Annotated in this window: 21 protein-coding genes and 2 pseudogenes; 10 read left to right on the top strand and 13 right to left on the bottom strand. The window is 59.9% G+C overall.

The window, feature by feature from the left end:
• Positions 1 to 9: 9 nt before the first annotated feature.
• From nadC to A3AU_RS0132575, 4 genes are all read right to left on the bottom strand, one after another.
• The gene (nadC, locus tag A3AU_RS0132590) at positions 10 to 891 is read right to left on the bottom strand and encodes a carboxylating nicotinate-nucleotide diphosphorylase (RefSeq protein WP_027056578.1); all 882 of its coding nucleotides are present in this window, start codon (positions 889 to 891) and stop codon (positions 10 to 12) included.
• Position 892: 1 nt separating this feature from the next.
• Positions 893 to 2,434: an L-aspartate oxidase gene (locus A3AU_RS0132585; protein ID WP_027056577.1), complete on the bottom strand. Its 1,542-nt coding sequence runs from the start codon at positions 2,432 to 2,434 to the stop codon at positions 893 to 895.
• On the bottom strand, positions 2,431 to 3,405 hold the full coding sequence (gene nadA / locus A3AU_RS0132580) for a quinolinate synthase NadA (protein ID WP_027056576.1): 975 nt from the start codon (positions 3,403 to 3,405) through the stop codon (positions 2,431 to 2,433). Before nadA ends, A3AU_RS0132585 begins: the two co-directional genes overlap by 4 nt.
• 64 nt (positions 3,406 to 3,469) lie before the next feature.
• Positions 3,470 to 4,429, bottom strand: coding sequence for an NUDIX hydrolase (locus A3AU_RS0132575; RefSeq protein WP_027056575.1), 960 nt, complete (start codon positions 4,427 to 4,429; stop codon positions 3,470 to 3,472).
• A 178-nt stretch (positions 4,430 to 4,607) separates the two neighbouring features.
• Between A3AU_RS0132575 and panB the strand changes: the two genes are divergently transcribed.
• Together panB and A3AU_RS1000000138685 are read left to right on the top strand one after the other, a co-directional pair.
• Complete coding sequence (gene panB / locus A3AU_RS0132570; RefSeq protein ID WP_027056574.1) at positions 4,608 to 5,453, top strand: 3-methyl-2-oxobutanoate hydroxymethyltransferase; 846 nt, start codon at positions 4,608 to 4,610, stop codon at positions 5,451 to 5,453.
• 191 nt (positions 5,454 to 5,644) lie between these two features.
• Positions 5,645 to 6,160, top strand: a complete 516-nt coding sequence (locus A3AU_RS1000000138685) for a pantoate--beta-alanine ligase (RefSeq protein WP_209444691.1) — start codon at positions 5,645 to 5,647, stop codon at positions 6,158 to 6,160.
• A 15-nt stretch (positions 6,161 to 6,175) separates the two neighbouring features.
• Here A3AU_RS1000000138685 and nifA read toward each other — a convergent pair whose 3' ends face one another.
• The 3 genes from nifA to A3AU_RS0132550 all read right to left on the bottom strand — a co-directional run bounded on the left by nifA (position 6,176) and on the right by A3AU_RS0132550 (position 11,333).
• Positions 6,176 to 7,918 (bottom strand): nif-specific transcriptional activator NifA, encoded by a 1,743-nt coding sequence (gene nifA, locus A3AU_RS0132560; protein ID WP_027056573.1) that lies wholly within the window; start codon positions 7,916 to 7,918, stop codon positions 6,176 to 6,178.
• A 631-nt stretch (positions 7,919 to 8,549) separates the two neighbouring features.
• Positions 8,550 to 9,581, bottom strand: a complete 1,032-nt coding sequence (locus A3AU_RS0132555) for a LacI family DNA-binding transcriptional regulator (protein WP_027056572.1) — start codon at positions 9,579 to 9,581, stop codon at positions 8,550 to 8,552.
• Positions 9,582 to 9,899: 318 nt separating this feature from the next.
• Entirely contained in the window at positions 9,900 to 11,333 is a 1,434-nt protein-coding gene (locus A3AU_RS0132550; RefSeq protein ID WP_027056571.1) for a dicarboxylate/amino acid:cation symporter, read from the bottom strand.
• 274 nt (positions 11,334 to 11,607) lie between these two features.
• Between A3AU_RS0132550 and A3AU_RS0132545 the strand changes: the two genes are divergently transcribed.
• The 5 genes and pseudogenes from A3AU_RS0132545 (at position 11,608) to A3AU_RS0132530 (ending at position 17,110) form a co-directional block, all read left to right on the top strand.
• Entirely contained in the window at positions 11,608 to 13,461 is a 1,854-nt protein-coding gene (locus A3AU_RS0132545; RefSeq protein ID WP_051355540.1) for a sensor histidine kinase, read from the top strand.
• Positions 13,458 to 14,825, top strand: a complete 1,368-nt coding sequence (locus tag A3AU_RS0132540; protein ID WP_027056569.1) for a sigma-54-dependent transcriptional regulator — start codon at positions 13,458 to 13,460, stop codon at positions 14,823 to 14,825. The genes A3AU_RS0132545 and A3AU_RS0132540 overlap by 4 nt, the downstream gene beginning before the upstream one ends.
• Positions 14,826 to 14,891: 66 nt before the next feature.
• Positions 14,892 to 15,186 (top strand): annotated as a pseudogene (locus A3AU_RS1000000138675) (IS481 family transposase); the annotation flags it as partial.
• 334 nt (positions 15,187 to 15,520) lie between these two features.
• Positions 15,521 to 15,811 (top strand): methionine adenosyltransferase domain-containing protein, encoded by a 291-nt coding sequence (locus tag A3AU_RS1000000141075; protein WP_027056568.1) that lies wholly within the window; start codon positions 15,521 to 15,523, stop codon positions 15,809 to 15,811.
• Between the two features lie 132 nt (positions 15,812 to 15,943).
• The gene (locus tag A3AU_RS0132530) at positions 15,944 to 17,110 is read left to right on the top strand and encodes an NAD(P)/FAD-dependent oxidoreductase (protein ID WP_027056567.1); all 1,167 of its coding nucleotides are present in this window, start codon (positions 15,944 to 15,946) and stop codon (positions 17,108 to 17,110) included.
• A gap of 74 nt (positions 17,111 to 17,184) precedes the next feature.
• Here the strand turns inward: A3AU_RS0132530 and A3AU_RS1000000137155 are convergent.
• Positions 17,185 to 17,577 (bottom strand): annotated as a pseudogene (locus A3AU_RS1000000137155) (transposase family protein); the annotation flags it as partial.
• A gap of 497 nt (positions 17,578 to 18,074) precedes the next feature.
• Here A3AU_RS1000000137155 and A3AU_RS0132515 point away from each other — a divergent pair.
• The 3 genes from A3AU_RS0132515 (at position 18,075) to A3AU_RS0132505 (ending at position 21,349) form a co-directional block, all read left to right on the top strand.
• The gene (locus A3AU_RS0132515; protein WP_027056565.1) at positions 18,075 to 19,064 is read left to right on the top strand and encodes a nodulation protein NodZ; all 990 of its coding nucleotides are present in this window, start codon (positions 18,075 to 18,077) and stop codon (positions 19,062 to 19,064) included.
• A gap of 143 nt (positions 19,065 to 19,207) precedes the next feature.
• Positions 19,208 to 20,308: a GDP-mannose 4,6-dehydratase gene (gene gmd, locus A3AU_RS0132510; RefSeq protein ID WP_027056564.1), complete on the top strand. Its 1,101-nt coding sequence runs from the start codon at positions 19,208 to 19,210 to the stop codon at positions 20,306 to 20,308.
• Positions 20,309 to 20,380: 72 nt separating this feature from the next.
• Positions 20,381 to 21,349 (top strand): GDP-L-fucose synthase family protein, encoded by a 969-nt coding sequence (locus A3AU_RS0132505; protein ID WP_027056563.1) that lies wholly within the window; start codon positions 20,381 to 20,383, stop codon positions 21,347 to 21,349.
• Positions 21,350 to 22,430: 1,081 nt separating this feature from the next.
• Here A3AU_RS0132505 and A3AU_RS01000000136670 read toward each other — a convergent pair.
• From A3AU_RS01000000136670 to nifB, 5 genes are all read right to left on the bottom strand, one after another.
• Positions 22,431 to 23,342: an SIR2 family NAD-dependent protein deacylase gene (locus A3AU_RS01000000136670; RefSeq protein WP_006333887.1), complete on the bottom strand. Its 912-nt coding sequence runs from the start codon at positions 23,340 to 23,342 to the stop codon at positions 22,431 to 22,433.
• A gap of 41 nt (positions 23,343 to 23,383) precedes the next feature.
• Positions 23,384 to 23,596: a putative nitrogen fixation protein NifT gene (gene nifT / locus A3AU_RS0132485; RefSeq protein ID WP_027033171.1), complete on the bottom strand. Its 213-nt coding sequence runs from the start codon at positions 23,594 to 23,596 to the stop codon at positions 23,384 to 23,386.
• Entirely contained in the window at positions 23,593 to 23,919 is a 327-nt protein-coding gene (locus A3AU_RS0132480) for a nitrogen fixation protein NifZ (RefSeq protein WP_006333875.1), read from the bottom strand. The genes nifT and A3AU_RS0132480 overlap by 4 nt, the downstream gene beginning before the upstream one ends.
• 90 nt (positions 23,920 to 24,009) lie before the next feature.
• The gene (locus tag A3AU_RS0132475; RefSeq protein ID WP_027056561.1) at positions 24,010 to 24,204 is read right to left on the bottom strand and encodes a 4Fe-4S dicluster domain-containing protein; all 195 of its coding nucleotides are present in this window, start codon (positions 24,202 to 24,204) and stop codon (positions 24,010 to 24,012) included.
• A gap of 32 nt (positions 24,205 to 24,236) precedes the next feature.
• Positions 24,237 to 25,718, bottom strand: coding sequence for a nitrogenase cofactor biosynthesis protein NifB (gene nifB / locus A3AU_RS0132470; RefSeq protein WP_027056560.1), 1,482 nt, complete (start codon positions 25,716 to 25,718; stop codon positions 24,237 to 24,239).
• Positions 25,719 to 25,778 lie beyond the last annotated feature (60 nt).

Below are 25,778 nucleotides of genomic sequence, written 5' to 3'. Positions count from 1 at the left end.
TCCTCTCCATCAGTTCAGATGCCTGTTGCAATTTCGGTCGGCCGGCATGTCGAGACCGATGTCGAGAATGGGCGCGCTATGGGTAAGCCAGCCGACCGATATGAGGTCGACGCCGGTCGCCGCAATTGCCGGGGCGCTCGCCCGCGTTACCCGGCCCGAAGCCTCGGTGATCGCGCGGCCACCGACCATAGCCACAGCCTGCGCAAGGTCCTCGACCGACATGTTGTCGAGGAGCACGGCGTCGACGCCCGCTGTAAGCGCTATCTCCAACTGGTCCAGCCTGTCGACCTCGACCTCGATCTTGACCATGTGACCTATGGCGCTACGCGCCCGCTCGATTGCGGTGCGGATATCGCCGGCAATGGCGATATGGTTGTCCTTGATCAGTACGGCGTCATCGAGCGCGAAGCGGTGATTGGCGCCGCCGCCCGCTCGCACCGCATATTTTTCCAGGACACGCAGGCCGGGCGTTGTCTTTCGCGTGCACACGATTTTTGCGTTATAGCCGCGCACCGCGTTTACGAGCGTAGCCGTTGCCGTCGCGATGCCGCTGAGCTTGCACAAGAAATTGAGCGCCGTGCGCTCTGCGGTCAGCAAGCTGCGGGCCGGCCCGCTTACGATCGCAATCGTCTCTCCGGCCGAAACCTTACCGCCTTCAGGACACCGCAGCTGCATGCTGATCCCGGGATCAACCAGCAGGAAGGCAAACATGACCAAATCGAGCCCGGCAACAACGCCGGCCTGCCGGGCATTCAACGCCAGCGTCGCTTTGCAATCGGCGGGGATTATCGCATCGCTCGTGATGTCGCCGGCTCTGCCCAAATCTTCCAGCAGGGCGTAGCGCACGATGGGCTCCATGATGATCTGTGGAAGCGGTGCAAGTGAAGTCATGTCAACGGCTCCGTTCGGATGCTTGCCATCTGAGCGTGACGGCATTCTCAAAAGCTGTGCAGAGCGTCAGTCGCGAAGGGAGGGCGGCGGCATCGCGCCCGGGGAAATCGGACCGATAATGCGAACCGCGGCTCTCTTCGCGTCGAAAAGCTGCGATCGCCATCAACAGTGCCACCAGGGCCGGATCGGCCGCGGCCGTCTCGCCGACAGAGATCGGCAGCAGTGTCGCGACCGTGTCGCGCAATGATTTCCCATTCCGAACAATGCCAAGCGCATTGGACACAATCGGGCGAATAGGTGAAGGGTCGGGCCGGATGGGAACAGTTGCCGGAAGCCTAGGCCACTGCCAACCCGCAGAGGTAGCCGCGACGCTTTCAGCCACCCAGGCGGCGGTTGCAACCGCTTCGGTCAGCGAGTTGCTGGCAAGCCGGTTGGCGCCATGCAGTCCTGTGCATGCGACTTCGCCACAGGCCCACAGGCCGCTAACGGAAGTTCGCCCCTCGGCGTCAACGGCCACGCCGCCCATGTGATAGTGAGCAGCGGGACGCACGGGAATGGGTTCCACCGCCGGATCGATGCCGGCATGCTTGCAAATAGCGTCGATTGCCGGAAAGCGCCTTGCGAATTTCTGCCCGAGACAATGTCGGGCATCGAGATAGACGCCATGCCCGGCGGCGAGCTGATCCGAGATCGCCCGCGCAACCACATCGCGCGATGCGAGTTCTGCCCCGGGCGTGTCTGCCAGGAAGCGATGGCCGTGCTCATCGATCAGCACCGCGCCTTCGCCACGCACTGCTTCGCTGACAAGCGGCATTGGCCGGCGCGCAATGTCGAGGGCCGTCGGGTGGAATTGCACGAATTCGAGATCGGCTAGTTCCGCGCCAGCACAGGCTGCAAGCGCCAGGCCGTGCCCGAATGAGGAGAGCGGGTTGGTTGTATCGCAAAACAGGCCGCCTATACCACCGGTGGCCAGCACCACGCGGCGTGTGGGCAATGCGAACACGGCGCCATGCAGGACAGTCAGCAAGCCCACAATGCTGCCTCCCGCGACAACCAAGCGAAGCGCTGTCATGCCTTCCATGATCGTGATCGAACGGGTTCGCCGCGCCACGCCGAGCAGCGCCCGAAACAACTCGCGGCCAGTTGCGTCGCCGGCGGCGTGCACGATGCGGCGACGCGAATGCGCCGCTTCCAGGCCCAGCCGTAGCCTCCCGTCTAGCGACCGGTCGAAAGGAGCACCAAGACGAATGAGGTTCTCGACGGCTTGAGGTACGGCCTCTACCACCCGCCTGGCCATTTGTTCGTCGCAAAGCCCATCGCCGGCAGCAAGCGTATCGGCGAGGTGCAGGTCGGGGCTGTCGTCCTCCCCCAGACTCGCTGCGAGCCCGCCTTGGGCGAGCGTGCTCGAGGCTTCGGTTCCGAGCGGGGTCCCGGACAGAAGGACGACTGTTTGCGGCGCCAAGTGTAGCGCCGTCATGAGCCCGGCGATACCAGCGCCGATGATGACCGGCGCTCCGCCAATGTGATGGATGTCCGCCGTCATACAAAGAGCATGCGTTCCACGGCCCAGCGGGCCCGTTCAGCGACATGAGGATCGATCGTGACGACGTGGCGGTTCTCCTCGAGCGCGGTCCGGATGTTGGCGAGCGTGATGCGCTTCATATGCGGGCACAGATTGCATGGGCGCACGAAATCTACTTCCGGATGCTCGACCGCGACGTTGTCGCTCATGGAACATTCCGTCATCAGCACCACACGCGCCGGCCTATGCCGCGCGACATAGTCGGACATCGCCGCCGTCGAGCCGGCGAAGTCGGCTTCCGCGACCACTTCAGGCGGACATTCGGGATGGGCAAGTATGCTGATGCCGGGATGGGCCTCACGCAGCTCGCGGATGTCGGCCGCCGTGAAGCGTTCATGCACCTCGCAGCGCCCTTTCCAGGCGATGATCTCGACTTTGGTTTGCGCCGCGATGTTCTTTGCCAGATATTCGTCGGGCAGCATGATCACGCGCGGCACCCGGAGCGACTTCACCACTGCGAGCGCGTTGCCCGAGGTGCAGCAGATGTCTGACTCGGCTTTCACCGCGGCGGAGGTGTTGACGTAAGTGACGACCGGAACGGACGGATAGCGCTGCCGCATCAGGCGTACGTCTTCGGCGGTGATCGAGTCCGCCAGCGAGCAGCCGGCGTTGAGGTCCGGGATGAGCACTGTCTTGTCGGGATTGAGCAGCTTGGCTGTTTCTGCCATGAAATGCACGCCGGCGATCACGATCACATCGGCGTCGACTGTCATCGCCTTGCGGGCCAGCGCCAGGCTGTCGCCGACGATGTCAGCCACGCAGTGAAAAATCTCCGGCGTCTGGTAGTTATGCGCCAGGATGACCGCATTCCGCTGTCGCTTCAGATTCAGGATTGCGTCGATATCCTCGACGAAGACCGACCACTCGATCCGTGGGATAACGCGCCGAACGCGGTCGTACAGTGAGGCGCTCGAAGGCAGGACGGCGCTCATCGAGCCTCCAGTTATAGTCCACCTGATTATAAGACGTTTATAATCGTTGTGACTATAAGGGGTGTCAAGCCCGTGCGAGCGGTAATTTTGTGCCGGCCACAGGCCTCTCGTCGAGAATAGTATGGTGGAAGCGGTAGAGCTGCGCAGGCCGGCCGCCGGTCTCGGCGGTCGTCGCCCCGGTCTTCTCAACCAGTTCCTGCTGCTCTATGAGCCGGCGAAAATTCGGCTTGTTGATGAGCCTGCCGGAGAGCGCCTCCACAGTTCGCTGTAGCTGCAAAAGCGTGAAGAGCGGCGGCATCAGTTCGAACACAACAGGCCGGTATTTGATTTTGGAGCGCAGTCGCGCAATAGCCGTTGCCAGAATGCGGCGATGATCGGCGATCATCGATCTGCCCGGCACCGAAGCGAGGATGGCCGAAACTCCGCCGCGCTTTGCCTCCTCCACCAGGGTGGCTTCGTAGAGCAGCTCGTAGCGCTGCAGCGCGAGCTCTTCGTTCCATGCCCGGCCGTCCAAGGCAAAGGCAACCGCCGCTCGCCGTCGGCGATCGAAGCGCGTCGCGCCGTCGTCCGCGCCGTCCGCCCATTCGATAAGGCGCGGCCGCAATTCTTCCAGCACTATCGGGGGCCTGCCGGAGCGATGATCCTCCCAGGGGAAATAGTCGTACCAGCTGGCCCAACTGCGCCTGCCCGAGGCGCCCGTATCTTCTTCGCGGGTGAGTGCGAGATAGCTGATCGAGATCACGCGCTGGTTGGCGCCGACCCGATCGCGATCGGCAAAGGTGTAGAGCTGCTCGATATAACCGAGAGGCTGACCGGTCTGCAGTTCCACCCATGCCCTGAGGCCCGACTGGAGCGAACGATGAGCGAGCTCAAACGGGCCCGAGGGAAGGGCGCCGCCCTCTTCGATGGTCAGAACACAAGGTCCAGCGTCGTTCACGGCAACGACGACTGCGATGAGGTCCGCGTTGACGTCGTTGGTCTTGCCTATGGCTCTGCCTTTCCTTGGTCCCTTTGCCTGATCCATAGTTCCTGACCTACTTGGCAGAGCTCCGCCTGTCTAAACCGATTTAGTTCTGTTCTTTATCATACCACTCGTCGCGTCAACACCACGCGCTCTGGCGATTTTACCTCTTCGCACCTCGACAAAAATATGCCAAACGCGACACTGGCCGTGGGTGACGCTGGGTGAGGAGAGACGTGGATTGAGCGCCGCAGGTGTCGTCAAGGCGATCACGCCGCCGAACATCCGTGCGCGAAAGGGCAGCACGCCGCTGGTCTGCCTGACGGCCTACACCACGCCGGTCGCAAGGTTGGTTGACGGCCACTGCGACATCGTTCTTGTCGGCGACAGCGTCGGCATGGTTCTCCACGGCCTTCCCTCCACGCTCAGTGTCACGCTCGATATGATGATCATGCACGCCAAGGCGGTTCGGCGGGGAATGGAGCGGGCGCTCCTGGTCGTCGACATGCCGTTCGGCTCGTACGAGGAAAGCCTAGAGCAGGCCTTCCGCAATTCCGCGCGCCTTATGGCGGAGACCGGATGCGCTGCGGTCAAGCTCGAGGGCGGCGCGACGATCGCCGAGACGATTCGCTTCCTCACAGCGCGCGGAATCCCGGTCATGGCGCATGTCGGCCTGACGCCGCAGGCGGTCAACGTGTTTGGCGGATATCGCGTGCAGGGCAGGGGCGAGGATGCCGAGCGCATTTGGCGCGATGCTCTTGCGGTCAGCGAGGCTGGCGCCTTTTCCGTCGTACTGGAAAAAGTGCCCGAACCGCTCGCCCGCCGCATCACCGAGAAAATCCCAATCCCGACGATCGGCATCGGCGCCTCGGCGGCCTGCGACGGGCAGATCCTGGTCGTCGACGACATGCTGGGCCTGTTCGGCGACTTCCGCCCGAAATTCGTCAAGCGCTATGTCGAACTGGGAGAGGCCGCTTCGGCAGCGATCGAGGCCTACGCGTGCGACGTGAAGGAGCGCCGGTTTCCGGCGGCCGAACATGTCTTCGGCGATGAACCGAAAGCCATCAAAGGAGGAGAAGCGACATGAGCACACCGATCGTCCGGACCGCCGAGTCGCGCAAATCCGTGGCGGCATGGCGCAGGCAGGGCATGAAGGTCGCGGTCGTGTCAACCATGGGCGCCCTTGCATGAAGGCCATCTCAGCTCGGTGCGCGCCGCACTTCAGCGCGCCGACCGGGTGATCCTTACCCTCGTCGCAATTGAACGACGCAGACGAGAGTGGTTGCCACCGTGGTCTCGGTGAGAGGGGTGAGCGGCGGCCTGTGCGGCGCGGCCCAAGCCATTTCGACGGCGTGGGGGAGATTGGTGACGAAGCTCTTTTTCCAGACCGGCGCCGTCCGCCTTCTTCGGGGAGAAGGATTTTCAGCGTTGCAAGTGCCCCGGCTTGCCCGCGACCTCGACATACCGATCGGGATCATCGCCTTTCCGACAAGGCGCGAAGCCGATGGCTTGGCGATGTCGTCGCGCAACTCTCAGGCTGTCGGCCGCACAGCACAGAGCGTGGCGGCGCCAAAGCGAAATTCTCTTGAAGCGGCCGAGAGGTTGGCACCGCCACGCGAAGCTGTATTCGCCGCGGCGACGCGATCCTTGCCGCCGGCTACAGAGTCGTTGAATATCTCGAATTACGGGCCGGCGCCGAGAGGAGGCTGCACCGCCTCACCGAGCCGAACCAACGCACGCTTGATTTGTCCCAGCTCTTCGCCTCGTTCGCTATGTCGCGGCCCGACATACTGAAGTTCGACAGCCGGTTCAGAGATTCTTGATCTCGATACCGTATTTCCTCAGCGCGTAGCCAATCTGGCGCGGCGTCAGTCCAAGCAGGCGCGCTGCCTTTGCCTGTACCCAGCCGGATCTTTCCATGGCCGCGATGAGACGCTCGCGATCGGTCATCTGCGCGTCGCTTACGAGGGCTACCCGAACAGGCGCTGGCAGTGCCTGCTGGCTGTCAACGGGCGGGGCCGCAAAGGCGGCCGAAGCAAAATCACCAGACGAACGCATGGCCGGGTTCAGTGGCGATGGTGCGATCGGCTCCGATTTCGGCGCAGTCTCCTTCGATGCGTGCTTCCATAGCATCGCGGAAAGGCATCGGCCGTGGCAGCAGTCAAAGTCGTTTCTGCCGATTGACGCTCCCGCTGCCAGGGTCGCTGTCCTCTGCACGCAATTTTCAAGCTCGCGGACATTTCCGGGAAAAGCACAGTTCATCAGCACTTCAGTCGCACTCGCATCGAAGACCATCGTACGGCCGTTCTCGCTGTTGAAATTCTTGAGAAACTCAGCGGCAAGAAGCGGAATATCACCGCGCCTTTCGCGCAATGGCGGCACCAGCAAGGGAACAACGCTGATGCGGTAATAAAGGTCGGCGCGAAACTCGTTCCTTGCAACCGCGTCTTCCAGGTTCCTGTTCGTGGCAGCAATCACGCGAACGTCGACCTTAATCGTCTGGTTGCTGCCGACGCGCTCGAACTCCTGCTCTTGCAGCACGCGCAGCAGCTTTGCCTGGAACGAGGCCGAAATCTCACCGATCTCGTCCAGAAACAACGTTCCCTTGTCGGCGAGCTCAAAGCGCCCCTTGCGCGAGTTGAATGCACTGGTGAAGGCACCCTTTTCGTGACCGAACAGTTCGGATTCCAGGACTGTCTCAGGGAGCGCTGCGCAATTGAGCTTGATGAACGGCCGCTTGGCGCGCCCCGACAGCTCGTGAACGGCCTTGGCGACCAGCTCCTTGCCGGTCCCGGATTCCCCGCGCAGCAAAACGGTGCTGTTGGACCTGGCTACTAACGCGACCTTCTCGAGCAGCCCGCGCAGCGCCGGGCTGTCGCCAACGATCCCCTTGACATTAGCCCTCTTGCCCTCATGCCCAGGCTGCTTGAGTTCGCCGAATTGCTTTTGCATCCCGATTTTCTCGGCCATCAGTCGCTCGCGGTCGGACGCGAACATGCGATGCAGCTTCACTGTCTGCCCAACCAGATTGGCGATTATGGTAAGGAGGCGGAGGTCATGATCGAGAAGGGAACCTGATTTGTTGTCCAGGATGCGGTCGATGGTCAGCGTGCCCACGACGTTCGCATCGACGTGAATGGGTACGCCGATGAACGACACTTTCATGTTGTCGGACGCCCCGAGCACGTCCTTGTCGGCGGCGTTGAAGGCCGGATCCAGCGCTATGTTCTCGGCGACCAGCGCCATGCCCGTCGTTATGATTTGGTCGATCGCCGTCCGTGGCAGATGCTTCCGGTAGCGCTCATCGTTGTCTTCGCTCCAGCCGGCGCCGACGGTCATGTCCGGTATGCCGGTACCGTCCCAGAGCGAGATGATGCCGTGCCGCACCTGCACCAACGATGGCAGGAGATCGACGACGTTGGCCAACGTGGCTTCCAGCCCAGACGGAGCGGTGAGCGCTTTCGACGTTTCAAAGATGTCCAGCGCCCTCTCGTGCAACGGCACAATAGGGACCCCGTTATTCGTCTCGGACTTTGAATTGGGCCTTTTCATTTTTGGAAGCGATATGCAGCGTGACGAGATCTGCCTGGCACTTTACTCGGAGTTGCGAGCAGCGTGTTGCATGTGATCATCCATCTCGCGCCATGAAATCGATGCTCGAGGCAAGTGCGCCTATCCTCCAGCGCGTGGATGTCCTTGGCGGATCGCATTCGTGGGCGTCTTCGCTCCGCAGGCCACTGCACAATCGACGAGTTTGCTCGCCTCGACCTGGCACGCGGGGACTCATTGAAGCACGAAAAGGCGTTGATGAAGATAGTCGTGACGATTGATCCGTCAGCAAGACGGACGTCTGCAGCCGGCTTTTCGCGAGCAATGAAATTGCCATCGAGATGATAGCTAATGTCGATGCCAGTCAGGCCCGGGCCGCGGGCAAGTGCGGTCCTGGCAAGTTGGGGCGGAGTCATGCGGTCGATCGCAAAGCGGAGCGATGCTTGACGCATGGCTTTCCTTTCTCTTCCATGAAGTGCGGGTCGTCGTTCTCGGCTGACTGGCTTCCGCCGCGCAGCAATCATTCGTCGTTAAACGAGACCGGAATGAGGCAGGTGAGTCAATCAAACTCCCGCTGCTTTTCTTTCATGAATGAAAGGAAATTAGGCTCTCATGATAGTATTTTATCAGTTTTTCAGATGTTTTCCGGCAGATAGATCTCAAACGGCAGAAAAGTCTGCCCAAGCGTCTCCGAAGTGCCGACCTTGATGGCCTGGGCCATCAGCGTCATCAGTTCCTGGCAAAGCAGGCGCTGGGGCGTGGCGACCGACATCGTGATCATGCCATCTGCGAGTGCTGCCCGTGACTCCGGCGTGATCTCGTTAACGATCGCGACGAGACCCCGGCTTTCGCCTTCTTCACGGAGCGCGGAGATCGCTCCCTCCATACCTCCGCCGGCCACATAGAAGCCGGTGAGTTCGGGTTCCCGTTGCATGAGATCCAGCGTGGCCTCGTAGGTGATCTGCCGTGCCTCAAGGTTCACGAGCGGATCGAGCAGCTCGAATGCCGGTGCATTCTCACGGAAATAGGAGCGAAAGCCGACCTCCCGCAGCTCCTGCCCCTGAAAACGGTGGCTGCCGACAAAAACCGCCACCTTGCCCGGCCGTCTTGCGACCTTTGAAAGCATCCACGCTGTCGTCCGCCCGACCTTGCGGTTGTCGAGGCCGATATAACCCTCACGAACACCTTCGGCGAAATCGGAAAGCAGCGAGAAAACGGGGATGCCTTTTGCCTTGAGTTCTTGGACGGCTGCCGTGATCGCCGGATGGTCCGGCGCCACCATGGCGATCGCGTGGCAGCGCGCGCCGAATTCCTTGAGCAGTGGAACAAGGTCGCACGGCATGTGCGACGGCGCGAATTCGATGAGCGAAGTGCCATGGAAGCACTTCGCCGCGTTGACCGCCACTTCGGCCTCACGCGCGAAGCCCTGGTAGAAGTGGTGAGTCGGTTTTCTCAAGATGAAGCCAAGCCGATATTGCGGCAGGTCCGGCTGCAGGCGCTGCTTGATAAGACCTGCGGCGTGATATCCGATGGCCTGTGCGGCCGCTAAGACCCGCTGCGCAGTCTCCTTCCGCACCGGATGACGGGCATTCAGAACTCGGTCAACGGTGGCAACACTTACCCCTGCTTCCCGGGCGATATCAGCAATTATAGGTCGCTTCGCCATTGTTCGAGTCTGATTAAACGACATCAAGAAGAAATCCGGCAAAGGTCGGTTCAGTAAAATCTGTCATTCCTGCATTGATCCTGTTCGCTACCGAATTCTTGTCGTGGCGTGGTGCGAGGTAGAAGCCGAAACGTAGAGCGTGGGCGAATTGTTCAGCCGTGCCGACGGCTCCGATCGAGCTCCGCGCCCGGTTCCACGAACCGTCGCAAACTTCGGAGGCATTAAGCGCATCATCGATGGCTTGTGTGTCGTGACCGGTGCAAGACCTTCGCAAGGCGCAGATGATTTTGCACCCACTGCATTTCGGGTTTCTTGATTTCATCGGCCCGCGAGAGTTTGTTTGGAACCCGCGGCCCGATCGTCCGGCGTTTGGGACCAGCCAGGCGATTCAACCGGCAGCGATGCTGCCGAGTTGCTCGGCGCGGGCGTTATCAGTGGCTGGCCGGTTGATGTCTCGGCAGGCTGGTGGCCGCAGAATGCAGCTTTCAATTGCGCCTGATCCAGTTCGCCTTCCCAGCGGGCGACGACGAGCGATGCCACCGCGTTACCGACCAAATTCGTCAGTGCCCTGCATTCCGACATGAAGCGATCGACGCCAAGGATCAGCGCCATTCCAGCAACGGGAACTGCCGGCACTACGGAGAGCGTAGCGGCCAACGTGACGAAGCCGGCACCTGTGACACCTGCTGCACCCTTGGAGGAAAGCATCGCGACGAGCAGCAGCAGGACCTGATCGCCAACTGACAAATCCGTATTCGTCGCCTGCGCGATGAAAAGGGCCGCGAGGGTCATGTAGATATTGGTGCCATCCAGATTGAAGGAATATCCGGTCGGGATAACCAGGCCCACGACCGAGCGCTTGGCGCCGGCCTTTTCCATTTTCTCCATGAGAGAGGGCAGCGCAGCCTCGGAGGAGGACGTTCCGAGGACCAGCAGCAGCTCTTCCTTTATGTAGCGGATAAGAGAAAAGATCGAGAAGCCGTTGTAGCGACAGACTGCACCGAGAACCCCGAATACGAAGAGGAAGGCCGTGAGATAGAAGGTCCCGACCAGCATCGCAAGGTTGGCTACCGAACCGATGCCATATTTGCCAATCGTGAAGGCCATTGCTCCGAAAGCACCGATCGGCGCGGCTTTCATCAGGATGCCGACCAATTTGAAAACGGGTGCAGTGAGGTCCTGAAGGAAGGAAAGAACCGATTTGCCCGATTCTCCGACCATCGCCAGCGCGATGCCGAAGAGGACGGAGAAGAACAACACCTGTAGAATGTCGCCTTCCACAAAGGCGCCGACAATCGTGGTCGGGATCATGTTCATGAGGAAGCCGGTCACGGACTGCTCATGGGCCTTTGAGGCATAGCCATTGACGGCTTGGACGTCGAGCGAGGTCAGATCGATGTTGAGGCCGGCGCCAGGCCGAATGACATTGCCGACGATGAGGCCGACGATAAGCGCGAGCGTCGAGAAGGTGAAGAAATAGACCATCGCCTTGCCGGCAACACGGCCGACCTTCTGAAGATCGCTCATGCCGGCAATTCCAGTCGACACGGTCAGAAAGATAACGGGCGCGATGATCATCTTGACGAGCTTGATGAAGGCATCGCCGAGCGGCTTCAGGTTTTCTCCGATTTGCGGATAAAAATGGCCAACCGCAACTCCGAGGAGGATTGCGACAAGCACCTGCACGTAAGGCTTGGCAAAAAGGGTCTTGCGGGGTGCGCGCTTTACGCTTGGAGCCAGTGGGGTCAACATGTAAGTTTTCTCTCCCTGACCGGTTTGGGGCGGGCTGTTCCTCCCCGCGGCTTCTCCCATCGCGGCGCCCCGGTCGAACGCTGCTGCGTTGTTGACCGCAAGAGCCGTGCCAAGCCAAGAGAGCGCGGAAATCGCCGGAGCCTCAGGTATCTTCAACAAATCGCGCAGCAAGATTGTGCGGTTTTCCGCACGGATCGCCTTCCCTTCTGGCAGAACCCCGCACTATGGTTCGTCGATGATCGGTTTTAAGAATACGATGGCAGAAGAAGAAGACATGGGTAATGGCGCCTTCCAGCGCGCCCCATTGGTCTTCCCTGGTAGATCCGGCGGTCGATCTCTCTGGCTTGTGGTTTTGCTTGCAATTCTTGGTGCGGCGCTCTGTTTCGTCGTCTTTGCAACGGGACGCATCGCCGGCACCAGAGCAGAGTATGCCCTACGCGACCGTGCTCTTGCCGCGTTCCCGCTTGCAGCCGACAGTTTGAAAGGAGAGATCGAGAAGCAGCGAATGATTCCGCTGGTTCTGGCACGCGACGGTGCCGTTCAGGAGATGCTTCGCAGTCCGAGCACTGCCAACGAAGCCGCGCTTGATGAGAAGCTTCGCGCCATCGCGCGCGACGCCGGCTCTTCTATACTCTACATCATTAATTCTGAGGGCGTAGCGGTTGCTGCGAGCAACGCCGGCGAGCCGACCAGTTTCGTCGGCAGCGATTACCGCTTCCGCCACTACTTCATCGAGGCGATGGCGGATGGCGCGGCTATGCAATATGCGCTCGGCACGGTTAGCGCGCGCCCTGGTCTCTATCTGTCGAGCCGGGTCGATGGGCCGGAGGGGCCGCTCGGTGTGGTTGTGGTGAAGGTGGAGCTCGACCGCGTCGAGTCGCGTTGGCTGGAGAGCGGCTTCGTGGTCTTCACGACCGATGAGCGAGGCGTGGTTCTTACCACGAGCGTGCCCCAATGGCGTTTTGGCGCTCTCTCACCGCTTTCCGCAAAGGAGAAGCAAACCGCTCGCGATCGTCTACAGCTACCGGGCGTGACTTTCGAGCCGGTGCCGCTTTCCCGCCGCGGCGACAACCTGGTCACCGCAACTCCTGAGAGTCGATCAGCCGGTTTCGTTGCGGTTTCGCAGGATCTCGGCAAAGCAGTTCCGGGCTGGCGCATGTCGTTGCTCATCCCCGCCGACACCGAGATCTCCTCGGCGGTCATGACAGCCCGCGTGACAACGCTGCTTGCCCTCGTTCTCGTTGGATTCGTCATTTTCATCATTGTTCGACGGCGGCGCGCGGCCCGGCAGCGGCAAGAAGTGCTTGTGTTGCTGAATGCGGAACTGGAGCATCGCGTCGAACTGCGCACGGCGGAGCTCCAGAGCTCGAACGCAGCGCTCGCCGGTGAGATCGCCGAGCGAGAGAACGCTGAAGCGAGAGTGCGTCGCCTGCGCGACGAACTCGCCCAGGCGAACCGCTTGTCAATCCTGGGACAGATAACGGCCGGGGTCGCCCACGAGATCAACCAGCCGGTCGCCGCAATCCGCACCTATGCTGAAAATGCCGCGCGTCTTCTAGGGATCGGCCGGTCGCAAGAAACCGCCGAGAATCTGACCTCGATCGTCGCCATGACCGGCAGGATCGGCACGATCACTGAAACGCTAAGGTCCTTTTCCCGCCGCGCCAGCGGATCGATGGGACCGATACTGGCGGACGACGCGATCGACGGCGCTCTGTCGCTTCTTTCAGGCCGAATTCGCGATTCCGGGGTGACGATTGAACGGAAGCGGATCGATCCGTCTCCAATTGTCATGGCAAGCCGCATGCGACTGGAGCAGATACTCGTCAACCTTCTCCAGAACGCGCTTGACGCTCTGAAGGATCAACCGGAGCCCCGCGTCGAGATAGCGCTCGCCGAAAACGGGGAAATGGTCGCTATTTCCCTTCGGGACAACGGCCCCGGCCTTGCCCCCGACATTCGCGGGAGCCTCTTCATGCCGTTCGTTACCAACAAGGAAAAGGGTCTCGGTCTTGGCCTGGTCATTTCGCAAGAGATCGCACGTGAGCTCGGCGGCTCGTTGCGGCATGATGATGCCGGCCACGGGAGAGGGACTTCCTTCACGGTCGAGCTGAGGCGAGCGGCATGAGTGCTGAATCAGGACCGGTCATTTTTATCGACGATGACGAGGATGTGCTTCGCGCAGCCACGCAGATGCTGAAGCTTGCCTCGTTCTCACCGAGCGTGTTCGGTTCGGCCGAGGCCGCACTCGCCAGAATCGACGGGAACTTCGATGGCCCTGTCGTGAGTGACATCCGTATGCCCGGGCTGAACGGACTTCAGCTCTTCGAGCGAGTGAAGGCGATCGACCCGGAAATTCCGGTTGTCCTGATCACCGGGCATGCCGACGTCGAGCTGGCCGTTGCCGCCATCAAGGATGGCGCCTACGATTTCATCTCGAAGCCATATGCGAACGACCGGCTTCTCGTGACGCTGCATCGCGCTTCGGAAAAACGGCGCCTGGTCCTGGAAAACAGACGTCTTAGGGATGCGGTTGTCCGATCTGCGGGCGATATCCCGCTGATCGGGGAGGCACCGGCCATGATTCGATTGCGCGAAACTCTCCGCCAGATCGCCGATACCGATGTGGATGTCCTTGTGGAAGGCGAGACGGGCACGGGCAAGGAGGTGGTCGCGGATCTGCTTCACCGCTGGAGCAGACGACGCACGAAGCCCTTCGTTGCCCTGAATTGTGGAGCGCTGCCCGAAAGCGTCATCGATAGCGAACTTTTCGGGCACGAGGCAGGCGCCTTTACTGGCGCGCAGAGGCGCAGGACCGGTCGCATCGAGCATTCGAACGGAGGGACGCTCTTCCTCGACGAAATCGAGTCGATGCCGCCAGCACTCCAGGTGAAGCTCCTGAGGGTGCTTGAGACCCGGCAGATCACGCCGCTCGGCACGAACGAAACCCGCAGCGTCGACCTTCGTGTCGTGTCGGCTACGAAGGCCGATCTCGGCGATCCGGCCGCTCGCGGAGATTTCCGGGAAGACCTTTATTTCCGGCTCAATGTGGTGACGCTCCGTATCCCGCCGCTTCGCGAAAGGCGCGAAGACATCCCGATGCTCTTTGGGCATTTCCTGGAACGCGCCTCCAAACGCTTCAGCAGGCCAGTTCCGGACATAAGCGCTGGCGTGCGCGATCGCCTCGTGAGCCACAATTGGCCCGGCAATGTCCGTGAACTCGTGCATTTCGCCGATCGCGTTGCATTGGGACTCGAAGGGCTAGGCACGCCCATTGCGTCAGGTCGAAAGGAACAAGCGGTATCAAGCCTCCCCTTGTCCGAGAAGGTCAGCCTTTATGAGGCGACTGTCATCCGCGATGCCTTGCAGGAATGCGGCGGCGACGTGAGGTGCACGATCGAAGTCCTGGGAGTTCCCCGCAAGACCTTCTACGACAAGCTGAAACGACATGGGATAGACGCGGCCGATTATCGAAAAACCGCCATTGGCTGAAGCCTTCTTGCTCGCATGTCGCGGAAAAGAAATTTCGCCATTCTCATCCGACTCAAAGGATGCACTATGGGCCAGGTTCTGCATGGAGCGCCACAACGACAGAGGCGATCCGTCGAGCGATACAACATAGTGAAGCGAGCCTGAGGTCGCTTTCGAAGCGCTATGGCATCAACCCCAAGACGGTCGCGAAGTGGAGAAGCGGAATTCGACCGCCGATCTGTCCACCGGCCCCAGGGAGGCGACAGTTCTGTCTGCCGAGGAAGAGGACCGTTGTTGTGGCCTTCCGCCGCAACAGGCTGCTGCCGCTCGACGATTGCCTCTACGAGTTGCAGGCGACGTTCCGCATCTGACGCGCTCTTCCAACCAGTTCCAGCTTGCCGTCTTACCAGCCCCTCGCCAATCTCGTTGCGTTCTTGTTTAGCGTTGCAACAGATCCTTCAAAGAAATTCATGGAATCTTTGCGAGCGCAAATCGCTGTCAATGGTACGCTCATCACAACTTTCGAGATCTGTGGCGACAGAAATCTGGTGTCGTTTTATGTTCCGCCGCCAAACAGCATTTGCGAAGAGCGCGAAATGACAAAGTCAGCAGGAGGAGGGTACCAGCCTTGCGCACATCGATTACACCCAAGTCGCCCGCGATACGATACTCGATATTGGCTACGACGACGATGCCATCGGCTTTGATGGTCGAAATTGCGCATCGTTCTGGCTCTCACCGAGCACTCGCCCGACATTAGCCAGGGCGTTGATGAAGGACGAGGGCAGGATCTCGAGCAGGGGGCAGGGGATCAAGGCTTATGTCTGGATTCGCATGTTTTCGATCTCCGACCGAAAGGCGCCATCAAGATGCTTGATCTCTTGCGCCCGATATACCGCAAGACGTGGACATACGGACACTTCGGCCGTGAAGAGCCTGAGCTCACCTGGGAGAAGACGGACACAGTCGACGACTTGCTGCGTGAAGCAGGACCGGCAGCCGCGTGAGGGCCGCTGGATCAAGCGCATGTGGCAACCCATTTCAACTCGCTAGGCCCGCGCCCGGCCCCGGCACGCGCTTCGACATCTGCTGACGGCTGTGTGATCGACACGGGCGGTTACCGGAAAGGCGACAAAAAAGTGCGTTACGACATCGTTATCATCGGAGGAGCCATCGTCGGCTCTTCGATCGCCTACTATCTGCGCGAGGAGGGGTTTTCCGGCTCGATCGCGCTGATCGAGCGCGATCCGCAATTCGCGCATGCGGCAACGACGCTGTCCCTGGCCTCGATCCGCCAGCAATTCTCGATCCCGGAAAACATCCGCCTGTCGCAGTTCACGCTGAAACTGTTCCGGCGGCTGAAGGAGGAATTCGGCGCGGACGCCGACATCGGTTTTCGCGAGGGCGGCTTTCTCATTCTCGCCAGCGAGAACGGTCTGCCGATCCTCAAAGCCAATCACGAGGCGCAGATGGCCGAGGGCGCTGACATCGTGCTGGAGGACGCCGACCAGCTTACGCGCCGCTTTCCTTGGCTGTCGACCGAAGGAATATCCGCCGGCGCCTATGGCCGCAGCGGCGAAGGCTGGTTCGACGCGCATGCCATGCTGACGCTGTTCCGCAAGGCGTTGCGCAGCAAGAACGTGGACTTTATGACCGCCTCGGTCATCGGCATCGAGCGACAGGGCCACCGTGTCACCAGCGTCAGGCTCGACAATGGCGAGACGATCGAAGCCGGCACCGTCATCAATGCCGCCGGGCCGAATGCCGGCAAGGTCGCCGCTCTCGCCGGGCTGGCGCTGCCGGTCGAGCCGCGCAAGCGCAATGTCTTCGTCTTCGAAGCGCGCGAAAAATATGCCGACATGCCGCTGCTGGTCGATCCCTCCGGCATCTATGTCAGGCCGGAAGGCTCGGTCTATCTCACCGGCGGCGCCGAGCCTGAAGAGGGCGACGGCCCGGCCGATCCCAAGGATTTCGAGGTCGAGTGGCCGCTGTTCGAAGAGGTGATTTGGCCGGTGCTGGCGACCCGCATTCCGGCCTTCGAGGCCATCAAGCCTACCCGCGCCTGGGCCGGGCACTACGATTACAACACGTTGGATCAGAACGCGGTGATCGGCCCGCATCCCGAAGTCGGCAATTTTCTCTTCGCCAACGGATTTTCAGGCCACGGTCTGCAGCAGGCCCCGGCGGTCGGCAAGGCGCTGGCGGAGCTGCTGGTGCATGGCGGCTACCGCACGGTCGATTGCTCCGCGTTTGGGTACATCCGTGTCGCCGAAGGGCGGGCGTTTAGGGAATTGAATGTGATCTAGCAACAACGGCGCTGCGACGGTCTCCTTTGGTGCCGGCGGGACAGAGGGGGCGCGAAGGTTCGCGACAGGCGGTGCCGCGGTACAAAGGCCTTGATGTTTAGCTTGCCCTGTTCGGTTGGGACCTCCGCAATATCAATGTGGAAGAAGCCGATGCTTGCGCTGCAGACATCGGTGCAATGAAGAGCGCGTCAGATGCGGGATCGTCGGCTGCAAGGCGTAGAGGCATTCGTCCAGCGGCAGCAGCGTGTTGCGGCGGATGGCCACAACAACGGTCTTCCTACGGCAGACAGAACCTTCGATCTCGGCTCCCTGGGGCCGGTGAGCAGATCGGCGGTCGAACTCCGCTCCTCCACTTCGCGACCGTCTTGGGCTTGATGGCATAGCGCTTCGAAAGCGACCTCAGGCTCGCTTATCGCTCGACGGATCGCCTCTTTCTTTGTGGCGCTCCCATGCAGAACCTGGCCCAGTCGAAGCTCAATCTTCTTGCCCGCACACAGAGGAGATCGTTGGGATCGTGGCCGCGGCCCGCGCTCAAGGCCGGCTCACTTAGGTCGATGCTGCGTGCTGTCACCGTGAGGTTCCGCTGGGTTAGCGGCGCGTAGAGCACAACGAGAGGTTCACAGCCAACGCCCTGGAACCCATGTCACTAGCCATCCATGGCGTGGATGCGTTTCATCGAAACAGACGATTTTACCGATGTTACGGCACGTTGCATAGAAAGAATTCAAGAATGTAGCAGCCTTAAGGACAGTGGTTGATGTTTGCGTTGGCTCCGAAGAGCATTTTCTGGTCTGCGCCGAAGACCAGCCCAGGCGCGCGTCCATCGCGGCCAGGCACTTCCGCGATAGACGCAAGCTACATCGCATTGGCGCAGCACGACAAGCTTCCCCGAATTGCGCAGGCGTTTGCCTCAAAGGCAGCAGCAAAGCTGAGGCTTGTGGTGTTCTGGAGAGAGGCAATTTAGATGCTTGTTGATCGCTCAAGGAACGATCGGTTCGTTGTTTCTCGACGGCGCACGGGTCTCGGTGATTGCCTGTGGTCTCTCGCGTCGGCTTGGGACTACGCACATCGGACGGGACGAGCTTTAGCAATAGATTGGCGCGGCTCTTGTTACCTTGACAACCCGTTTGCGAATGCCTTTCCAGCTTTCTTCAAGCCAATTGAAGATATCGGTGGTGTACGGGTCATTTGCGATGACCAGATCAACCACGTCTCATTCCCTGGTCCCTTCTTCCCGTCATGGTGGAACAAGCCATCCATCGACTGCGTGTACCGTCCGGATGAACAGATTTTCCAAGAACGTGACGAGCTTAACGATCTTTTCCAGGCCCAAGATGATTGTGAAGCCAACACGGTAGTGTGTGATGCTTGCTTGATGTGGCGCTGCGATGAAAAGGCCGAGCGAACCATATTTAGGAGCATCACACCGAGGGTCGAAATTGAGGATCGCATTGAAGCGCTCTACCAGGAACATTTTGACGGGCACAGCATAATTGGAGTCCATGTCCGCCACGGCAACGGCGAAGATATTATGGATCACGCACCTTACTGGGCTGATCCGAAGGTTGCCTTAGAGCAGGTATGCACTGCTATTCGTATGGCCAAGGCGCAACCGCATTCAAGACCTGTAAGGGTGTTCTTGTGTACAGACAGCGCCAAGGTTGTTGATCACCTGTCGGGCGTATTTCCCGAACTTTTCACCGTCCCAAAACGCTTCCAGGCGGATCAGGCCGGCTCCTTACACAGTGCAGCACTGGGCACCGACGGGGGTTTTTCCGCTCTCGTTGAGATGTATCTCCTCGGTCGATGCGACACTGTTATTCGCTTTCCTCCGACTAGCGCCTTCACCCGCTATGCCCGCCTCTTCGTGCCACGAATTGTCGAATTCGATTTGAACGACCCGCGTCGTTTGATCTTGGTCGACAACTCTTTCAAATGTTTCCCGGCTCCATGAAAGGCTGGCATGCCGCTCGAACTCTCCCTTGCCTTCGCGCAGAGGCCCCCGTTCGCCCTGCCCAATGTGCCCCTTTCTCGCCACGCAATCCCGCCGCAGGCGAGCATTTTCATGGGCGCGTCAAAATCAAAAAGGATTCAAGCTTGTCAAAGAGAAAAGTCGCTTTAATCACCGGAGTCACGGGGCAAGACGGCTCCTACCTCGCAGAATTGCTTTTAGAAAAGGGCTATTCTGTGCATGGGATAAAGAGACGATCGTCTCTTTTTAATACGGGCCGTATAGACCATCTCTATCATGACCCTCATGAAGGTGGCGTTGATCTTACACTTCACCACGGGGACTTGACAGACTCGTCGAGCCTTACGCGCGTCATCCAACTGGTTCAGCCGGACGAAATTTACAATTTGGCAGCTCAGAGCCACGTTGCAGTCTCCTTTGAAGAACCAGAATACACCGCGAACTCCGATGCCTTGGGTGCGCTGCGTATCCTCGAGGCAATTCGGATCCTGGGGCTCGTCGAGCATACGCGCTACTACCAAGCCTCGACGTCTGAGCTCTACGGGCTGGTGCGGGAAACGCCACAGACCGAGACGACACCGTTCTACCCCCGATCACCCTACGCTGTTGCCAAATTGTATGCTCACTGGATCACCGTAAACTATCGAGAAGCTTACAATTTATATGCGTGTAACGGCATTTTATTTAATCATGAGTCACCCGCGCGCGGAGAAACATTTGTAACGCGCAAAATCACGCGCGCCCTGGCTCGGATCAAGCTTGGAATGCAGCGGACTCTATTCTTGGGCAACCTTAATGCGCGTCGCGATTGGGGGCACGCTCGAGACTACGTCCAGATGCAGTGGTTGATGCTGCAGCAGGAGCAAGCTGAAGACTTTGTGATCGCTAGCGGTGAGCAACATTCGGTGCGCGAATTCGTCACCGTCGCGGCCGCTGAACTCGGCATCGATGTTCGTTGGGTGGGGGAAGGGGTCGACGAAGAGGGGTACGATGCAAAGACGGGAGCTCTGATCGTAAAAGTAGATCCCCGTTATTTTCGTCCTGCAGAAGTCGAGACACTTCTCGGCGATGCCCGCAAGGCGAAAGAAAAACTTGGGTGGGAGCCCAAAATCTCCTTCATCGAATTGGTTAGGGAGATGGTTCGGGAAGATTTGCGCATGGCAGAGCGTGACGCAGTGCTGATGAAGCAGGGTTATTATTCACACAGTCCACGAGAGTTATGCTGACAACCGCGGCGCCATGCTGGCTTATTGTCAGTGCTATGGTGGCCTTCTTAAGGAGCGCCCGGAGCGTTATCAATGGAAAACAAAAAGATGAAGAAAGTCTATGTAGCAGGCCATCGCGGCCTTGTCGGATCCGCCACAATGAGAGCTCTCGAGGCATTAGGATCCTATGAGATAATAACACGTACGCACGACGAACTGGATCTATTTGATCGGAGCGAGACGCGCAAGTTCTTCATGTCGCGGCGGCCTGACTACGTCGTTATGTGCGCCGCAAAGGTTGGTGGTATACTGGCGAACGCGAGCTCGCCTGTCGATTTCCTTCATAACAACTTAGCGATTCAACTCAGTGTTTTTGATGCCGCTTACGCGTCCGGCGTCGAACGGATGATTTTTCTTGGCTCCTCGTGTATCTATCCACGCGACTGTCCGCAGCCGATACGGGAGGAATACCTTCTAACCGGTCCGCTTGAAGCGACGAATCGTCCCTACGCTTTGGCAAAAATCGCAGGAGTCGAATCATGCTGGTCTTTCAACCGGCAGTACCAGACACGCTATCTCGCGTTGATGCCGACCAACTTATATGGTCCCGGCGATAATTATCACCCCGAAAATTCCCACGTTCTGCCTGCCCTGATACGCCGTTTTCATCAAGCTAAAATAAACGGCGACACCTCGGTGGAGATTTGGGGATCCGGAAAGCCTCGACGAGAGTTTATGTATTCGTCGGATGTAGGCGATGCCATTGCGTTCCTGCTTGGCCTGCCAGATTCGGATTTTGACGCCTTGACAGCCCCCGACACTGCGCCCCTGATTAATGTTGGCGTTGGTGAGGATGTCACAATTCGCGAGGTGGCGGAACTCGTCAAGGCGGCGGTCTGCTGGGAGGGCAATTTGGTATTCGACACGACGAAGCCAGACGGTACTCCGCGCAAGTTACTGGACGTAACGCGCTTGCGTAACCTTGGCTGGAAAGCCAAAACGTCTCTTGGTGCCGGGTTGCAAGCGACGTATGAGGATTTTCTTCGCATTCATGGGGCTTGATGTGGATGGGCGCATCCTGGTTGGACTGCATGTCCGACCGGGTGCAAGCTTGTTCAGTCAGGCCAAACAGAAGAGAGGGACGCATACATACCGAGGCGGCCGCCATATTGGCCTGTGCTGACGTGGCAGACCGGACCTCTCTGCGACCGGCGACGCAGAGGATCACCCAGAAGCTTGCCCAAGCCAATGGGAAGGGGGAAGGCCGCATAACCGGCCGCACCTGGAACGGCTGTGCGTGAGCGCCGTCAACTCAAGCCGCCAGTTAGAACTGCTCGACCTCGCGGGAGCCGCTGCTTACGAAGCTGGCATCGACAGGAAAGCCAACCAGGCCCGCATCATGCCTCGAGGCAGGCCTTATCCAAGGCGGTGCATGCGGAAATGGCGGGCGTCGACGTATGCTTTTCAACTCGCGCTTAGCCGCAAGCGGGATCGTGTCCCCCTGCGTGGGGGAGCTGGCGGCATTGGTCGCCGTGCTCTCCGGCATGGGCCGGGCTGATCGGATTGGTTCAGTCTGCGTTGTTAGCGCCGAACTCACTCGCCTCAGGTCATGGCGCCACAAGCGCGGATTCGCGGCGCCGTGGTGCGGGCGTTTACAACTCATGCAGCAGCGGGTCTCGTTGATGGCGAAGCGGGCTGCCCTGAACCAATCGCTCGCGTCTGCGGCGCGCCAAGCTGTCGCGCAACGCGATCATCCTGACGCTCTGGGATGGCAGTGGCAGGTGACCGCCTATATGGCAGTGGCAGGTGGCCGCCTATGCGGTGAGCACGCTTGGCCTTAGCTCGATTGGCATCGACCCCAACCGGCCCTGCTCATCGCGCCGTGCCACAGCTTTTACCGCCAAGTGAAGCCGATCAGCTGCGACCGCTCGCCGCGACAACCCTGGCGCCAGACTATGCTCTGCTCGGCTGGTTCGAGCCCGTCGCCGCTGTGTTCATCCGCAGCATCGAATGCCATATCCGCTGCAGCCTCGAATGAAATAACCGTCGTAGCTTTTCAGAGCGCCTCTCGGAGTTGTTGAAAAGCCCGGAAGTCAATTGCCCGTTTTACCTTTTCGGCAATGTTGAGGCGTCTGGGAATGGCTCAAACGATACCCCGTTTGGCTTCATGCAATGTCTCGCCCAGTCCGACGAGACGGGCTGCGGCCTGACCCGTCGGCATGTCAATGACCGTGATTGCGCTTGCCGCAAGGAAACGACGCTCGTTCTTGGTCAGCGTCGCTGTATCGATTGCCGCAAAATGTGGGCCATTGGAGCGCTTCATGATCTGCCGGGCATAGGTGCGCAGCATCTGATCGTTGAAGCGGCAGCCGATGAAGAAAAGACCACGGCTGGCTCGCCGTTCCTTCACCAGGTCAGGGATCGGCGTCTGGATGTCGATTTCGCTCAGCACTTCAACGTAGTCGGAATCTGCGACGAGGAAGTTTGCGGCCGGCCTGGCACCGCCGTGAGGGGCGTAGAGAACCGTCTTCGCCGCTGGTGCGGATTCGAGTAATATCCCGGACAAATCGTAGGCTTTCGTCCAAATGTCACCGATCTCGTGCGCCCGTGTTACGCCCTGTATTTCGACGACGTCGGTTCGGCGGGTCTGTATTAGAGCCGCGCGCATGGCACCGTCGTACCAGCTGTCGACGATCACGGAGAGCGGCAGCGTTGCAAGCCAGGCATGCAAGATGGTCGGCACCACCGGGGCCGCGAATATTTCGGCCATCCAAACTTGAAGCGTCCGGCGGTGCCGGCGCTGTTCGATATACTGCGCTACCGACCACATGTTGGTGCGAATCTTCGAAGGGGCTGGCGTGCGCTTGTTGAGCGCTGCGGCAACGGCTTCGGGGGTATGCGGTACGGGCGGTCCCGCGGAGCGGATCTCAAGCAAGCCCGGGCCGAGATAGGGAATGACCTGATCGGCCGCGAGCGCTTTCTTCAAAAGGTCAAGCTGCCTTTCGGCAAAACTGTCCCGAATGACGACGAGATGGCCCGAGGTCATTGTGTTCATGCTCGTATCCCTTTGCCGCTCTCTTTGTGTCAACCCGAAGGTCAGTCCTCGCCGGAAATCTTCCTTGCCTCGACGGTAATCGGCAAAGGCGTGTCCCACGGAAGGTCGGGCAGAACTAACCGCCAGCCGTTCTTCAGCGTCACAGCCCCGCCCCATAAGTGTTCGTTGTCGACCTTGATGATCGGCTCTTCGAGATCCTTTTTGGGAATATATGCCGACAAGCCAGCACCGGTCCTGCGGATCATTACCCTCATCGGGCCGTTCCTTTGTTAAAGCCAGCACCGATTTCGGCACTGGAAGGAGTCCGGGCCGTCTCAAGGCTCATGAGTTCACGCGCACGCATGCCGACGACGGTGCCGCGATCGACCCATTCGACCGCATAGATGTAGAACTGCTGGAGAAAGGTGCCGATGTCGCGCACATAACCCTCGTCGCCTTTGCGCACCAGATTTTCACCGATCTCCTTGCCCGGATAGGTGCCGTCATTTTTTATGTGGCGTGTGGCGCGGACCCGCTCACCCGGCATGAATCGCGGCGGTGTACGGATTTCGATGTCCTGTTCGCGTCCGAGGCTCATGGCCGTTCCTTTCTCTCGGCTGCAGCTTTCCAACAGGAGGTCAATGGTCCTGCGGAGGCGCCTCGACCGTGTCGGTAGCCGAAATGGAGGTCAGGCGGGGACGCAAGTCTTCGACACCGGACATACCGAGGCGCATTGCTGCGTTTCGAAGGTCCCCTCGCATTCGGTGCACTTTATCGGATCGATCACGTAGGTCTCGCCCTTGAACTTGATCGCGCCCGAAGGGCATTCGAACTCACAGGCACCGCACTGGGTGCATTGGGAAGCGATGATCTTAAAAGCCATTTTCAACTCCGGTTCGGTTAGAATGAGGCGGCTCAGGCCGTCGCAGCCAGTGGCTCACTCCCAAACTCGGCGGCGTAAAGCGCGCCGATCGCGGTCTCGATGTAGTCATACCCGTAAGCATCCGTTGCTCGGATCCCACCTTCCTTGAGACGATCCTCGGGGCAATTTCCAATTCTCGCGCACAGCACGATGTCTACGCCTTCGAGCATAGAGATGACGCCGTCGAGGCTCTTGTCCTCGGCCCGGCCGCCGAGGCAATACTGCTCGACCTTGCGATGACCGACGAAGCTGATCCCTTTCGGCGAGGCCTCATAAACCTGGAATTCATTCGCATGGCCGAAATGTTCGTTGATGCGGCCGCCACCCTTGGTCGCCACCGCGACCAGAAGCGATTTGCCGGAGCCCGCGGTCTTGACCATCCCGAGCGCCTCGCTCTTGGCCGCCATGCGGTCGCCCCGCTCGCGCGCGACCACTGCCCGATATGTCTCGCGCTTGCTGGCGTCGTACGTGACCTTGTCGGGAAGCCGGTCGAGCGTGAATTCCTGGCCACGATCCTCGCCGAGCAGGCCGACAGCATCGGCCCGGCACTGCCGGCAGTGGCGCATCAACTTGGCGCCGCCTTCGAGACGATCCTGAAGCGCCTTCAGCTCCATTGCCTTGGGGCCGCGCTGCCCGCTCAGGCCGTAATGCGTACCGTGCGCCGGGTCGGAAATCAGCGGCATGACATTGTGCAGGAACGCGCCGCGCTCCTTGACCCATTTATTCACCTCGATCAGGTGCTCATCGTTTACGCCGGGGATCATCACCGAATTGATCTTGGTGAGGATGCCGCGCGCCGTCAGCATCTCCAGCCCCGACATCTGTCGTTCGTGCAGGATCGTGGCTGCCTCAACGCCGGTATAACGGCGGTTGTCATAGAAGATCCACGGATAGATCTTGGCACCGATCCGCGGGTCGACCATGTTGATGGTGATCGTCACGTGATCGACATTCATTTCGGCAAGCTCGGCGACGCGGTCTGGCAGCGCGAGCCCGTTGGTTGAGATGCACAGCTTGATGTCGGCGATTTCCTTGGCGACCCGTTGGAATGTCGCCTTTGTGTTCTTCCAGTCGTAACAGGCATCGCCCGGTCCGGCGATGCCAAGCACGGAAAGCTGCGGCACTTCGTTGGCAACCCCGATCACCTTGCGCAGCGCCTGGTCGGGCGTCAGCCTTTCCGAAACGACCCCAGGCCGGCTTTCGTTGGCGCAGTCATATTTGCGATTGCAGTAGTTGCATTGAATATTGCAGGCTGGGGCGACCGCCACATGCATGCGCGCGAAATAGTGGTGCGCTTCCTCTGAAAAGCAGGGATGATCCTTGATCTTCTCCCAGACGGTCGAGTCCATCTCGTGCGGCTTCGCGGAGGAGCCGCAGGATGAAGATGCGCAGCCACCGGATTTCGCTCTCGCCGGCGACTGATCGAAGACTGTCGTGCCGGAAAGGCCCTGTAGCGAAATCATCGGTGCGGACATGGAGCGGCTCCGTGCGTGGTGTGAACATCGCACTTCAGAGCGCAAGAGATATGCCAACTC

Source organism: Mesorhizobium erdmanii USDA 3471 (genome assembly GCF_000472705.1).
Lineage (GTDB): Bacteria > Pseudomonadota > Alphaproteobacteria > Rhizobiales > Rhizobiaceae > Mesorhizobium > Mesorhizobium erdmanii.
This window is presented reverse-complemented; position numbering and strand designations above follow the sequence as displayed.

Bases quoted from the DNA above. Each gene is read 5' to 3' on its own strand.
- nadC (WP_027056578.1), bottom strand. From the start codon at position 891: ATGACTTCACTTGCACCGCTTCCACAGATCATCATGGAGCCCATCGTG.
- A3AU_RS0132585 (WP_027056577.1), bottom strand. From the start codon at position 2,434: ATGACGGCGGACATCCATCACATTGGCGGAGCGCCGGTCATCATCGGC.
- nadA (WP_027056576.1), bottom strand. From the start codon at position 3,405: ATGAGCGCCGTCCTGCCTTCGAGCGCCTCACTGTACGACCGCGTTCGG.
- A3AU_RS0132575 (WP_027056575.1), bottom strand. From the start codon at position 4,429: ATGGATCAGGCAAAGGGACCAAGGAAAGGCAGAGCCATAGGCAAGACC.
- nifA (WP_027056573.1), bottom strand. From the start codon at position 7,918: ATGAAAAGGCCCAATTCAAAGTCCGAGACGAATAACGGGGTCCCTATT.
- A3AU_RS0132555 (WP_027056572.1), bottom strand. From the start codon at position 9,581: ATGGCGAAGCGACCTATAATTGCTGATATCGCCCGGGAAGCAGGGGTA.
- A3AU_RS0132550 (WP_027056571.1), bottom strand. From the start codon at position 11,333: ATGTTGACCCCACTGGCTCCAAGCGTAAAGCGCGCACCCCGCAAGACC.
- A3AU_RS0132545 (WP_051355540.1), top strand. From the start codon at position 11,608: ATGGGTAATGGCGCCTTCCAGCGCGCCCCATTGGTCTTCCCTGGTAGA.
- A3AU_RS0132540 (WP_027056569.1), top strand. From the start codon at position 13,458: ATGAGTGCTGAATCAGGACCGGTCATTTTTATCGACGATGACGAGGAT.
- A3AU_RS0132515 (WP_027056565.1), top strand. From the start codon at position 18,075: ATGCTTGTTGATCGCTCAAGGAACGATCGGTTCGTTGTTTCTCGACGG.
- A3AU_RS0132505 (WP_027056563.1), top strand. From the start codon at position 20,381: ATGGAAAACAAAAAGATGAAGAAAGTCTATGTAGCAGGCCATCGCGGC.
- A3AU_RS01000000136670 (WP_006333887.1), bottom strand. From the start codon at position 23,342: ATGAACACAATGACCTCGGGCCATCTCGTCGTCATTCGGGACAGTTTT.
- nifT (WP_027033171.1), bottom strand. From the start codon at position 23,596: ATGAGGGTAATGATCCGCAGGACCGGTGCTGGCTTGTCGGCATATATT.
- A3AU_RS0132480 (WP_006333875.1), bottom strand. From the start codon at position 23,919: ATGAGCCTCGGACGCGAACAGGACATCGAAATCCGTACACCGCCGCGA.
- A3AU_RS0132475 (WP_027056561.1), bottom strand. From the start codon at position 24,204: ATGGCTTTTAAGATCATCGCTTCCCAATGCACCCAGTGCGGTGCCTGT.
- nifB (WP_027056560.1), bottom strand. From the start codon at position 25,718: ATGTCCGCACCGATGATTTCGCTACAGGGCCTTTCCGGCACGACAGTC.